We start from the raw sequence: 12217 nt of genomic DNA, 5'->3' as shown, positions 1-12217 counted from the left end.
GCACGTCGCGGCGATAGCCCCCTGTGTAGCGGCTCACCCGCCGGTGACGTAGGAGTAGGGGCATGGTGACCGCGGTGGTGTTCGACGTGGGCGAGACGTTGCTGGACGACTCGCGGGAGTGGGGTGCGTGGGCCGACTGGATCGGCGTTTCCCGCCATACCTTCTCGACGGTGCTCGGCGCGGTCACCGCCGCCGGCCGGGACAACGCCGAGACGTTCCAGTACTTCAAACCTGGCTTCGATCTCGCGCGGGAACGGCGGCTGCGCGAGGAGGCCGGCCGAGGTGAGCACATCGACGACGGCGACCTTTACAGCGATGTGCGGCCTGGCCTGGCAGCGTTGCGGGAACGCGGCTTGTGGGTTGGGGTGGCCGGGAACCAGACCGCTCGCGTGGCCGAGCTGTTGCGTGCACTGGAGCTGCCGGTAGACCGGATCGCGACCTCGGGGGAATGGGGTGTCGCCAAGCCGCTGCCCGAGTTCTTCGCCCGCGTAGCGGAGATGGTGCCCGACGGACCGGGCGAGACGGTGTACGTGGGTGACCACCGCGACAACGACGTAGTTGCCGCGAAGGCAGCGGGGTTCCGCACGGCGTTGATCCGGCGCGGCCCGTGGGGCTACCTGTGGGCTGACGACCCGCTGGTGCATCGCGACGCGGACTGGGTGATCGACACCCTCCACGACCTGCCGGATCTGCTATCCCCGCGCTGAACAGCTGGTGGCGAGCGGATCAGCGAGCGCGGGCCCACGCGGCGAGGTCAAGCAAGCCGGCGCTGGGCGCGCTGTGGGTGCGCAGCAGACCCGAGAGAGACTGACGAACCTGCGGATGCGTCCGAGTGTGCTCGGGCGCGGCCTGGCGGGCCGCCTGAAGGCACACGTAAGCGTCTTCGTGGCGACCGAGGGTGAGCTGGGCACGGGCCAGATCGATGAAGTAGTGGGAGCGACGCTCGGCGGGAAGTTCGTCGGGCGGGTGCCAGGACGCCGCGCGTTCGATACCCAGCGGATCCCGAAGTTCGACGGCGACCGCCAGTTCGTGGATGCGCAGGGAAGCCGAGCCGAACGCGGTGCCCACGTAGATGCCCTCGGGCACCCTGTCCGCGGCACGGCGGGCCTCGCGCAGGTGGTCGGCGGCGACGTCGGCCTTGCCCGCCCGGCCGGCCACGACCGCGGCGCGCATGTGCAGAGCACCGAACGCGGCCGAGGAGGAGGTCGTACCGAGATCCGGCACGTGGTCAGCGGCGAGTTCGAGTGCGCGGGCGGCGGTGTCCAGGTCGCCGGTGGCGAAGAAGGTTTCAGTTCGCACGTATGCAACGGCGGCCAGCAGCAGCGGATCCTCGGCGATCTGTGCGGCTGAGCGCATCAGGTCGATCAACCGGGCGGACAGATCCAGGTAGCCGAACTTGAACGCCACGCCGTCCGCAGCCCGCAACGCCAGGGTCAGCAAGATGGCGGCGTGACGGCGCCCTGCCGCGTCGCCCAGCTGACCAGCGCGGGCCAGTTCGGTGATGAGGTCAGGCAGGCGACGGACGAGGTTGCCGTAGCGGGACTGCAGTCGGTCATCGTTGGCACGGATGATCTCGCCGCGCAGATCGTTCAGGGCCCTGGTGGGTCCGTCGTCGGGCAGGTCCAGCCGGTCAAGCGCACGGCGGAGGCGCGGGATGGCAGCGTGGATGACGTCGAGCTCGGCGGCCGGGCCGTCCTCGTGAGTGATCCGCGTGGCGGGAGCCGTCGCCGAGCTCGACAGGAGTGAAGGCAGAACCGTTGCGATGGCGGCAGCAGGTTGCCGCTGGGTACGTCGCAGCAGTTCGTCGAGTTCGTCGAGCGAGATGTCCAGGGCAGTGGCGAGACCGCGACGCTGCCAAGGCTGAGGAGACTGGACCCCGCGTTCCCAGCGTCCGACGGCGGTCCGTTCGACCTTCAGCGTGGCGGCGAGGGTTTCCTGGGTGTGACCGACGATCCGGCGAGCAGCGGCAAGCGGGGTGAGTGGCCGTGCTGCCATCGCGTGCCCTTCCTTTCCAGTTCCGCTATAGCGCACAGTACTCGCCGGTTTTCGCAGCGTAGCGAGGGTGTCGCCTCATCAGTGCCTCATGACCGCGTCTTCGCGCGCCACCGTCGGCTGCCACTCACTGCCACACGCCCATCCGAGCGCCTTCTCTGGCTCCAGCTAGCCAACATCGCTGGTCAGCGACTAGGTCGCCGCGTTTACGCCTCGTTGTCGCCGCACGCCCGCTCTGGTGATCGACAAAGCGGCGGCGTTGACTGGATCCGGCCCGCGGTGGGCGACCCCGACCGCCCATCGCCGGCCGGTACCGGTCGTGGCGCGATGAGCACCACCACTTTGGCCTTGTCGAGGCGTCGTCTCGGTTATCGCCCTGTCCGTCGATCGTGAGAGCACCATGATGACCTCCACCAGTCCCGCTCTTGGTCCGCTTGTCGGGGCGTACGGCCTCGTCGGGCACGACGAGCGCCTTCTGCTCATCCGTGACCGGGACGCCAGCGCCTTCCGGCTCCCCGGCGGCCAGGTACGACCTGGTGAATCCATTGAGGACGCCCTGCGGCGATGCGTGCGGGCACAGACCAACATCGACCTCACCTACCTCGACTTCTGTGCCGCCGTAGAGCTGCGCGACCACACCTCACCGACCGGGCCGGCCCTTTACGAGCTGGCTCTGCTGTTCGACGTGACCCTCGCCGGCCCCGACGCCGCCCGATCCAGCGAACACGAACTGCGCTGGCTCACCCAGTCTGACCTTCACCAGATCGAGCTGCGTCCCGCGGTCATCGCGGAACGACTGCGAAGCGACGCGCTGACCGTCGAACGCCCATGGTGGCCGCACCGATCCTCTTGACCCGTGCCGTTCACGGCCAGGTCGGTTTCCTGCTGTTGCGCGTCCGAAGAACCGAAGGGAACCATGCTGTCGGTACCCGATTGCACTGCCGCACTGTCCGCGGCACAGGCCGCGATCGATCTCGCAGTCGAGCATGTCCTCAGCCACCTTCCCCGCGCGATCCGTTACAAGAGCGACCGTGAGCCTGTGTCCGAAGTGGACGAGGACGTCGAACATGTTGTTCGCGAACGCTTGACCGTCGGCGGACATACTGAGATCGGCTTCCTGGGGGAAGAGACCGGCGCGGTTGGCAACCGGGAGACCTACTGGGTTCTCGATCCCATCGACGGCACGATCAACCACCACCACGGCAGTCCCTTGTGCGCCATCGCCCTCGGGCTCGTGCACGACCATCAGCCCGTCCTCGGCGTCACCGCGCTGCCCTTTCTCGGACACCGCTACTGGGCCACCTCCGGGCAAGGCGCGTACCGCGACGGAGCGCCGATCGGCGTCTCGGCTACCGACTCACTCGATCGAGCCCTGATCGGGTTCAGCGACTACGGCAGCGGCCATGACGCTGCCCTGCGCGACGTGCTGTGCTCCACTGTGGACCGGGAACTCACTGCGCGGGCACAAGGCGTTCGCCGCTACGGTTCTTCCGCTCTTGACCTCGCCTGGGTCGCCGACGGCACGCTGGACGCCTGCATCCTGCTCGGCAACCGGACCTGGGACACTGCGGCCGGGGCCGTCATCGCTCGCGAGGCCGGCGCCTTGGTCCTGGACGCCGACGCGAGCCCGCACTCCACCCGGTCTCGTTGCGCGATCGCCATCACTCCTGGTCTGCGCGAGGAGTTGATGCCGTTCCTGCACGTCCTGCGTGGCAGCCGCTTCTGGCCGGACGATCACCACGAACCGGCGGGAAACCCGGCTGGCGCTCCGCGGTAGCAATGAACACTTCGGTGACGATGCGGGCATGCCGGTTGGTGCGCCGGTGGATCTTCCCCCGCCCGCGCTGCTCGCCGGACGCCGCAACCGCGATGTCCGGCGAGGCCGCACCGCGTCAACTCGACAACGGCCCGCCGACCGAGTACCTCCCCGTCTTCGGATAGCTTCCAGAACTCGGCTCTCCAGTGCCGGCTCCGGATCTCGATGCGGAACGAGCGGCGGCGCTTCGAGCCGTATTGGAAGACCAGCGATCCGGCGATGAGCATCTGGCGCTCCTCGACCGTGTGCTGTGCGCACTACACCGCCTTTGACCGGAACAGCCCGAGATCGCCGCGAAGTTCGACGAATTCCCGTCCTTACGAACGTCTGCCCGCTCCAGCACTCGGAAACCATTGATGCGCAAGCACTTGCCCTACAGCCTCGACGACGACAATGCGGCCGAAACATACGTGCGCACAGCGCTGCGCCTTTCCCAGCGCGGCAACTGGACCGCACTGCTGGCCAGCAAGCGTGTCGTACAGACCTACCGGATGCTGCGACGCATCGAGTCTGGTGCGCTCCAGATTCGTGTGCACCACTACGAGGCGATCGAGTCAGCTGAAGCAGACCGAGATGCGGGCCTGATCAGCGCGGCAGACTATGCCGAGAAGTACCGGGAGTACGCGGAGTGGCGTCAGCGGGCCGTGGGCTTTGACAGCGTCCTGCGGCAGTACCTCGACATGGCCATCGACCAGGTCTGGATGATCCGCCGAGACACCGTCGCGGAGTCGCTACGTCAGGCCCTGCTCACGCTGGCCATCGCCGTCGCCGAGCATCGGGAAGCGCACTCCGGGGAGGAGTCGCTGGCCGACACCGCGCTGTGGGCGAGGCTGGAGCTGCTGCCGTGGCCGACCATCGCAGGCATCGAGCGGCTCGTCTTGGCCGATGCGGTAGCCGCCGAACGTCTTCGCCGCGGTCCCGCGCGCCGGGCGAGTGAGAAGCCCGTTGAGTTCGACGGTCTACCGGTCTTCGGGGATACCGTCGATGTCGTCGACCTGCTCCTGGACATCACCGATTGCGCCCAGCCCGCATACGCTCGAACCGAACTGGCCGAGCTGTGGGAGCAGCGAACCGCGGACCTGACGGTCCCCGTGGCGGTCGAGGCCACCACCAGACAGATAGTCAACCGTTCCGCGGGTCGCCTGTCGAAGTCCCTGCGGTTGCTGGAAAGACTCGGCTTGATCAGCCGCGTGTCCTACGACACCTACGCCGAAGTCGTGGTCACCGACCGGGCACGACTCGTCGACCTGCGCCGGCAGTGGGACGAACAACACTTCGGCCTCGACGACCTCAGGCCCTGACCAACCAGCGACCGACTCCACGTGAGCTCAGGAGTGTTCTTCCTGGTCTACAGCACCCAGGCTGCCAACAAGGGCCAAGGTGACGTCGCTGCCCGACGTGCCCACCACCGTGACCCGGTGCGTCACACGGCCCAGGAAGTCGCGGAAGCTGCGGCAGCCGTAGTTGCGCTCGTCGAACGCCGGGTCGAGGGAGATCATCTTACTCTTCACCCATGCAGCTGTCGGGGTGGCGACGGTGGACTGCTCCATCACCGTGACCAACAGGTTCTCGGCGGTGTTGATGTCGAACTCGTCGGCTAGATGATCGCCGGGCTCGGGTTGGGCCTGAGCGACCAGGGTGCCCCAGTACTTGTACTCCGAGCACACCGACACCAACCGCGGGCTAGCGTTGGCCTCGGTGCCCACACCGACGACGTGCTTGCCGAACTCCCGCAGCCGCTGCACCAGCGGGGTGTAGTCGCCGTCGCCGGCGACCAGCACGAACACACTGACTTCGGGATGGGTGATCAGCGTTTCCATCGCGTCGACCGCCATGCGGATGTCGGCGGCGTTCTTGCGGGCGGTGCCGAAGCGTGCCACCTGGATCAGGTCGACACCGTTCATCGCCAGGTCCTGCTGGTAGCGCCCGAACTGTGGATTTGCCCAGTCCGCGTATGCGCGGCGGATGACCGCGTTGCCGTAGTCGCGGCACAGCCGGGTAATGGCCGCGTAGGGCACCGGGTTGGCGCGACCAGCTAGCCCTCGGCCCGCGCCGCAGACCAGGTTCTCGAAGTCCACGTAGACCCCGACCGGAGCGTTGACCTGCTCGGTACGACTTCCCGCTGCGAGTGCTTCCACCTTCTGCCCATCGACGGTTCCGCACGCTGCCTTGATGCCGCGAGCGGCTGAGCGGGACATCCGCTCATGTCGCCTTGATCGTGACGGTGTCCGCCCGACAGCCAGCCGCGAGGCACGGTGTGCGGCCGGGAGCCTTCGCTGGGCAACGCACCGTCAGCTGCGATCAGCCTCATCCAAGACCTTCGCCGCAGATTCCGCTGATGCACAACCGGACAGGCTTGCCTCCGGCGATCTTCGGTTCCTGACGCCGTTGACGAGTCGGCGTCTTACGCCGTTCGCTCCTGTTCGTGGTTCAGGCGGTCGGTTGGTCGCAACCGAGCGCGTCGCGCCGGTCGATGACGGCGGCCTTGCTCTTGTCTGCGCCGGGGCCGGCGGCGGTGTAGCAGTCGATAGCCTGGCCGTAGTGGCGGCGGGCCTCGGCGGTGTCGCCGAGCGCGACGTGGACCTCGCCGAGCGCGGTGCACAGGTCGGCGAGGTAGCCGACCGAGCCGTAGTCGCGCACCGTCTGCTCGATCGCGACCAGTTCGGACACCGCCTCGGCCGCTTGCCCGTTGAGGGTCAGAGCCCGCGCCAGGTGCAGGACGGTGCGGGCGTGGCCGATGTCGTCCCCGATGCCGGTGAACATGCTCGCCGCCAGCCGCAGGTGGTGGAGTGCGAGCCGGGCGTCGGCGATCTTGGGGTGCAGGGCGGTTTCGCCGAGGCGGCGGTGCCGCAATGCGATGCTGCGGGCGTCGTTCATCTCCTCGGCGAATTCCAGGGCCCGGTGCAGATCCGGCAGCGCAGCGCGCGGATCGTCGGCTTTGAGGTGGGCGCGGGCGCGGGTGGACAACGCGCCGGATTGCAGCCACGGGTCGCCGAGTTCAGCAGCACGTTCGACGGCGATGGTGCAGGTGACGATGGCCGCCTCGTGGTCGCCGAGGTTGGTCTCGCCGAAACCCTGCCGGATGCGGCAGACGACCTCCAGGATGTGCCCGGCGTCGGCGGCGGCATCGGCCCCGAGGACCTGCGAGCGCACCAGCTCACCCGCGGTGTAGTTGGGGCGCAGCGCATTCCACAGAACCTCGCCGAACTGGTACACCAGCTCCGTCCAGCCCTGGTCCGCGGCGGCCTGTTGAGCCGCGAGGATGTTGGTGCGTTCGATCTCGGCCCAGTCCAAAGCGGCCTTGGCGTCGGCGAACACGCCCGTGTCCAGGCCGACGTAGACGTCGCTGAATCGACGTGGGAAAGGGTTGATGACCTTGTCGGCTTCCGCCGCGCGCCGCAGATACCAGTCGATCATCCGGCGCCGCACCGCCAGCCGCTCAGTTTGGTCATCCTCGCCGGCCAAGGCCCGCATGTGCTCGCCCACGACGTCGTGCGGCCGGTAGCGCTCGTCCCCGGTCTCGGTAACCAAGTTGGCCTCCACCAGCCGGGCGAGCCCGCATTCAACCTCGGTGACCGGCACTCCGAGCCCGGCGGCGAGCGGCTCGGCGGTGAACTCAGGACCGGGGTGCTCGGCCAGGCTCCGGTAGAGCCGGGCAGTGGTGGCGTCAAGGTCTTCATAGGTCATCTGCAGCACTCCTTCGATGGATAGCTCGTACGGGTCCCCAGCGGCGGACGCCTCGGCGAGGCGGGTCAGGCGGGCAATCAGGCGTGCCGGGTCGCGTTGGGGATGCGCGGAGAGGTGGGCCCCGGCGATGGTCAAGGCCAGCGGATGCCCGTGACAGCGGGCGGCCAGCGCGTGGAGCAGGTCCTCGCCGAGAGGTTGTCGGTCCTCGTCGAGCAAGCTGGCCAGAAGTGCAGCGCCGGTGGCCGCGGGGAAGCAGCCGAGGTCGAGGTGACGGAAGCCCGCGAGAGCCAGACCGGTGAGCCTGCGGCGGCTGGTTACCAGGATCGTGCCGCGCGTCGTGGCGGGTATCAGGGGCCGCACTTGCTCGGCGGAGCGGGCGTTGTCGACGAGCACTGCGATCGCCTTGCCGGCGGTCACGGTCCGGTACAGCCCGATCAGTTCGGCAGCCTCACCCGGCAGGTCGTCGGCGGCGACACCGAGCGCCCGGAGCCATCCGGCCAGGACCTGGCCGGTGACCGGCGGCAGGTGACCGCTCCAGCCGTTGAGGTCGGTGTGCAGTACGCCGTCGGGGTGGAGCTCGTGATGCGCGTCGAGCCACCGCACCGCCAAGCCGGTCTTGCCGACACCGCCCAGGCCAGTCACCACGACGCGAGTCGGGTCCGCCGTCGTGAGCAAGCGGTCCAGCCGGTCCAGTTCGTCCGCGCGGTCGACCCACGTGCGCGTGGGCGGCGGAAGCTGTCGAGGCACCAGTACGCGGCGCTCGGAAGAGTTCAGAACGATGGTGTCGGCGGTGACCGTGCGGGCTTGCACAACCTGGCCATAGACCGTTCCGGACACGGTGTTGCGGTGCACGGCCTTTTTCACGCAGGTCCTGCTGGCTCGTGGCCATGGCCGGCCAGAACGGCGTTGCCCCACAAGGACTCCGGCAGGGGCGGGGCGAGGCCGTCTGGCCGCCACAAGCCGGTCGGCACCACGCCGTCCGGGTGCGGCTGCCACGGACCCAGCAGCGCTGCGAACTGCTGTCGGTTCCGGTGCACGAGCGTGATCCCGGCCCTGGCGAGCCGGGCTTCGACCGCAGCGGCCAGCTCGTGCCCCAGCAGCGTGGCGTCGGTGTGTGAGGCCGCCAACAGCGAACCGGGCGCCAGTCGTTCGTGGTACCCGGCCAAGGTAGCGGCCACTTCTTCGGCGTCGGGCAGGCAAGGCAACACTGACCCGGCCACCACGCCCACTGGGCGGGTCAGATCGAGTATCTGAGCGGTCACAACATGGTCGAGCACCTCGTCGACGTGCCGCAGGTCCGCTTCGAGCACGCCGATTCCCGGATAAGCCTGGGGCGCGATCAGGCTGAGACGTGCAACGGCCACGGGATCGCGGTCAACGTAGACAACGCGGGCCTGGGGCCGCTCGGCTTGAGCGAGTTCGTGCACGTGGCGAACGCCGCCCAGACCCGCGCCCAGGTCGAGGAACTGCTCGATCCCTGCGGTGAGCATGTGTAGCACCGCGCGATGTACAAAGGCGCGGTTCGCACGGACGAACACCTCGTAGTGCGGCACCACGGCCGTGATCGCGTCGGCCACCGCACGATCGGCGGCGAAATTGTGCCCGCCGCCGAGCAGGTGGTCATAGATGCGGGACAGCGATGGCCTGTCGGGGTCTACTTGCTGCTCAAGACCTGACGCGCCGTCATACATCGTCATCACCGTGATCTTCTCCCCCGCCCGCCGCGCCACCACGACCCGACTCGTCGTGTGTCTGGCCAACTCCGGCGACCTGACGAGTTAGCGGTTCAACCGCACTGCCCTAAGTCGGCCGAGCCGATTGGTGTCGGTGATTAGACCGGTGGCAGGAAGATCCGGACCAGAGCGCGACCGAGGCGTTCGTGAGGCGTCCATGCGGCGGTACCCCGCCTGAGCACTCCTTCCAGCACGGTCGTGGTCACTCACGCGGGTGGTACCGAGCGTGCGAGCCGGGTCAGTTTGTGCGCCGCACGCGTCGGATCGAACGTATGTACGAAGGCGGTGATAGGTTCTCGCCTCATGGACCGGCAGCTTCTCGCACCGTCCCAAATGGACGGCACGCTCACCTACAGGTACGACTCGACCGGACGGCCGGTGGCCCTTTTGCCTTCGAAGTGCAAGCTCGGCCGGCACACACTCGGACACTCTCAGTTCAAGGCGGTCGTACACGACGGTGAAGCTCATATCAGCTGCCTCGCCTGCGCCACAGACGACGCTGGACACTCCTGGCGACTGACCGCCATGACACCCGCTCCTGCCAGTGCCGAACTGTCCGAAGAGGTCTACCTGGATCTCGTTCTCCGTCGCCCGCAGCGAGGCCCGTATTCAGCAGGCGGCCATGACGCGCCGGCTAGCGCACCGTGCGAACCCATCGCGAGGACAGGACCTGATCGTTGAGTTGGAGCGGTTTCAGGTGCGGGTCAGCGAACGGGATCGAGTAGTTGACCACGACGAGGTGGCCGCCGTTCAGGCTGTCCCACCATCCGTAGGTGAGTCCACGGACAACGCGGTCCACATCCAGACCATCGGGCACCACGACACCCGAGTTGGGATCTTCGGGGAAAACGCCGCGGAGGTTGACTTCGACCGCCAGCGTCTTCCGGCGGGAGCCGTGAACGGGGTCGTTGTCTTCCCAGCGGTGAGCGGGGAGGAACATGACGCGAGAATACGAACATACGTTCGATCACGCCACTGCGGATGAGCACTGGAAGTTGTTTGGGTTCAGTCCACTACGGACAGTGCGCATGGCTGTGACCTGCGTCGGACGGTGCGCACGCGAGCAAACAAGCGACTACCGTCCGGAGGCATGAGCTACCTCTTCGCGACCAAGTACGTCGAGGCGATGTCGCAGAAGTTTGATCAGCCTCGCCGTGACGAGGCTGGGAAGTGACTGGGTGAGCCGTACGAGAACGGGCACACCTTCTCCCAGTATCTACAGGAACAGTTCCGGTACAGCCGGGATCTCAACATAGCGGCGAAACGAGCCCGACCGGCCGCCGTCGAAGATCACGCGGTGCGCCGGCACGTCGAGCACTCACGCGCGAACGCCCGCATCCTCGGCGAGCACCCGGCGACAGGGACGTTGCGCGCGTCCGCTGTCGGCCATGGCTGATCTCCCTGGCACTAGTCGGGTCTTCGATCATGACGTCCGACTGCGGCGTCTCGCCGCATTGATCGGCGGAGGCGCGACCTCAAGAACGGATGAATTCATCGAGTGCCCCTTGGACCCGGTAGAGGTAGCGGTAATCACTCTCTCTGGAGCCGTCTGGCAGCCGGTTCGAAGCCCAGTTGACTGCTAGTGATCCTCCTGCCGCACCGGCAGGACCCGCCACAACCGAGCCCAAGCCGGATGCAACGGTGAACCATGCCGCACGGCGAAGCCAGCCTCCGAATCTGCGCCGTCCAGCTCGCTCCACATCAGCGAGCGCTGCAGACAACTCTTCACGCACGTCGCGTGCGATATCAGCGGACTCATCTGATCCGTGAGCCCGGGCAGCCTCTTTAACCAAACGTTCGACCGCTAGTACCAGGCGTCGTCGTTCGTCCTCGTAACGCTGCCTGAACGCAATGACCGAAGCGGTTTCGGCACCCAGGGGAGGCTGAGGAAGAAATTGACCAACGTCGACACGCGCAAATAGATGCTTGCGCGCCTCCCCCGAGAAGTCATCCGGCAAGCAGTCCGAGACTCCCTCAGGGTAGACCGGCAGAACGAGTGGGGATGCGCAATCTTTCCGGGCCTTCTCAGCTACCGCAAATGCCACCCCTAGCAGCATCGTGGACGACTCGCTGCCCAACAACACGAGAGGAAGACCCTGGTCCTCAAGGGAAGCTACAGGACGTCTCCATTCCTCATCTCCGATGATCTCGGCAAGGATATCGCCCCACTTAACGTCCGCACCGTTAAATTCGAAGGAGTAGCGGAGCATTCCGCCAAATTGAGCCGCCGACTCCCGCAATTTGTCGGGAGGCGCTGTGCTCAGCACGCGCATAAAGTTGCCAGCTTCGTTACACTCCATGACGCACCGGCGCATCAAGGTCAACGCCTCCGCCTTGACTGATTCATCACTCAAGGCGGAGGCGATAAGGCGTGGCTGGAAGATTCCAGCATCAAATGCGTATTTGGTGCGATCCGCCAGATATGCCCCGGTGTCATCCGGAACGAAGGTCGAGATGCTGTCTCGATACAGTATCGCATGATTGAGGACCTGCTCAGGCGGGTTGACATCGGGGATGTAAAGAAGCTCGCGCATCAGCCGCCTTAACCTCGCGTGAAGTCCGTTCATGGAGACAACGCATCCGAGGCGGTTCTCGTTGCGCCAAACGCGGTCGTCACTTGGCCGGCGTGGTCGCTCAGGAGATCGACCACACACAGCGCCGCACGGCGCTACACGCGGGCGGTACTCGACTCAACCTGAGCAATCAGCACGTCCAGGTCGGTCACCGGCGCGATGTCGGCCGCCAGGCGCTCCACCAGGCGATCCATCTTCGCGACCTCGCGGCGCGTATATGTAGGGCACCGAACGCGGCCGACGATGATCTCGCTGTACAGGTCGTTCGGAGCCATGGTCGGTCCGTCGTCGGGCAGGTCCAGCCGGTCAAGCGCGCGGCGGAGGCGCGGGATGGCGGTGTGGATGACGATGACATCGACCTCGGGCGCCGGACCGTCCTCGCGTGCGATCCGTGCGGCGGGGGTCGTCATCGGGCT

At 67.0% G+C, this 12217-nt stretch carries 12 protein-coding genes; 5 read left to right on the top strand and 7 right to left on the bottom strand.

All coding sequences use genetic code 11. The features are described 5' to 3' along the window. The first annotated feature begins 62 nt into the window (after positions 1 to 62). The gene (locus AOM45_RS12110; protein ID WP_030469991.1) at positions 63 to 707 is read left to right on the top strand and encodes an HAD family hydrolase; all 645 of its coding nucleotides are present in this window, start codon (positions 63 to 65) and stop codon (positions 705 to 707) included. 19 nt (positions 708 to 726) lie between these two features. On the opposite strand, the gene AOM45_RS12105 is transcribed toward AOM45_RS12110, so the two are convergent. Then, a complete protein-coding gene (locus AOM45_RS12105; RefSeq protein ID WP_051784074.1) occupies positions 727 to 1995 on the bottom strand; it encodes a helix-turn-helix domain-containing protein in 1269 nt (422 codons plus the stop codon). A gap of 400 nt (positions 1996 to 2395) precedes the next feature. Between AOM45_RS12105 and AOM45_RS49400 the strand changes: the two genes are divergently transcribed. The 4 genes from AOM45_RS49400 (at position 2396) to AOM45_RS12090 (ending at position 5109) form a co-directional block, all read left to right on the top strand. Beyond that, positions 2396 to 2845, top strand: a complete 450-nt coding sequence (locus AOM45_RS49400; protein WP_162185701.1) for an NUDIX domain-containing protein — start codon at positions 2396 to 2398, stop codon at positions 2843 to 2845. A gap of 63 nt (positions 2846 to 2908) precedes the next feature. Continuing rightward, positions 2909 to 3769, top strand: a complete 861-nt coding sequence (locus AOM45_RS12095; protein ID WP_030469994.1) for an inositol monophosphatase family protein — start codon at positions 2909 to 2911, stop codon at positions 3767 to 3769. A 14-nt stretch (positions 3770 to 3783) separates the two neighbouring features. Continuing rightward, entirely contained in the window at positions 3784 to 3933 is a 150-nt protein-coding gene (locus tag AOM45_RS50765; RefSeq protein ID WP_156094069.1) for a hypothetical protein, read from the top strand. 231 nt (positions 3934 to 4164) lie between these two features. Next, positions 4165 to 5109, top strand: coding sequence for a hypothetical protein (locus tag AOM45_RS12090; RefSeq protein ID WP_030469995.1), 945 nt, complete (start codon positions 4165 to 4167; stop codon positions 5107 to 5109). Between the two features lie 27 nt (positions 5110 to 5136). Here AOM45_RS12090 and AOM45_RS12085 read toward each other — a convergent pair whose 3' ends face one another. The 6 genes from AOM45_RS12085 to AOM45_RS12065 form a co-directional block, all read right to left on the bottom strand. Beyond that, positions 5137 to 5886: an NYN domain-containing protein gene (locus AOM45_RS12085; protein WP_236703333.1), complete on the bottom strand. Its 750-nt coding sequence runs from the start codon at positions 5884 to 5886 to the stop codon at positions 5137 to 5139. Between the two features lie 352 nt (positions 5887 to 6238). Beyond that, positions 6239 to 8359: a hypothetical protein gene (locus AOM45_RS12080; protein ID WP_030469997.1), complete on the bottom strand. Its 2121-nt coding sequence runs from the start codon at positions 8357 to 8359 to the stop codon at positions 6239 to 6241. After that, complete coding sequence (locus AOM45_RS12075) at positions 8356 to 9228, bottom strand: SAM-dependent methyltransferase (protein WP_051784075.1); 873 nt, start codon at positions 9226 to 9228, stop codon at positions 8356 to 8358. The genes AOM45_RS12080 and AOM45_RS12075 overlap by 4 nt, the downstream gene beginning before the upstream one ends. A 634-nt stretch (positions 9229 to 9862) precedes the next feature. Then, positions 9863 to 10168: a hypothetical protein gene (locus AOM45_RS12070; protein WP_030469999.1), complete on the bottom strand. Its 306-nt coding sequence runs from the start codon at positions 10166 to 10168 to the stop codon at positions 9863 to 9865. 535 nt (positions 10169 to 10703) lie between these two features. Next, positions 10704 to 11762, bottom strand: a complete 1059-nt coding sequence (locus AOM45_RS50760) for a hypothetical protein (RefSeq protein ID WP_156094070.1) — start codon at positions 11760 to 11762, stop codon at positions 10704 to 10706. 134 nt (positions 11763 to 11896) lie between these two features. Then, positions 11897 to 12211 (bottom strand): hypothetical protein, encoded by a 315-nt coding sequence (locus AOM45_RS12065; protein WP_030470000.1) that lies wholly within the window; start codon positions 12209 to 12211, stop codon positions 11897 to 11899. Positions 12212 to 12217 lie beyond the last annotated feature (6 nt).

Origin of the sequence: Lentzea aerocolonigenes (assembly GCF_000974445.1) — a bacterium.
GTDB lineage: Bacteria > Actinomycetota > Actinomycetes > Mycobacteriales > Pseudonocardiaceae > Lentzea > Lentzea aerocolonigenes.
The sequence above is the reverse complement of the archived record's forward strand: the minus strand, read 5'-3'. Positions and strand labels throughout refer to the sequence as shown.

Bases quoted from the DNA above. Each gene is read 5' to 3' on its own strand.
- AOM45_RS12110 (WP_030469991.1), top strand. From the start codon at position 63: ATGGTGACCGCGGTGGTGTTCGACGTGGGCGAGACGTTGCTGGACGAC.
- AOM45_RS12105 (WP_051784074.1), bottom strand. From the start codon at position 1,995: ATGGCAGCACGGCCACTCACCCCGCTTGCCGCTGCTCGCCGGATCGTC.
- AOM45_RS49400 (WP_162185701.1), top strand. From the start codon at position 2,396: ATGACCTCCACCAGTCCCGCTCTTGGTCCGCTTGTCGGGGCGTACGGC.
- AOM45_RS12095 (WP_030469994.1), top strand. From the start codon at position 2,909: ATGCTGTCGGTACCCGATTGCACTGCCGCACTGTCCGCGGCACAGGCC.
- AOM45_RS12090 (WP_030469995.1), top strand. From the start codon at position 4,165: ATGCGCAAGCACTTGCCCTACAGCCTCGACGACGACAATGCGGCCGAA.
- AOM45_RS12070 (WP_030469999.1), bottom strand. From the start codon at position 10,168: ATGTTCCTCCCCGCTCACCGCTGGGAAGACAACGACCCCGTTCACGGC.
- AOM45_RS50760 (WP_156094070.1), bottom strand. From the start codon at position 11,762: ATGCGCGAGCTTCTTTACATCCCCGATGTCAACCCGCCTGAGCAGGTC.
- AOM45_RS12065 (WP_030470000.1), bottom strand. From the start codon at position 12,211: ATGACGACCCCCGCCGCACGGATCGCACGCGAGGACGGTCCGGCGCCC.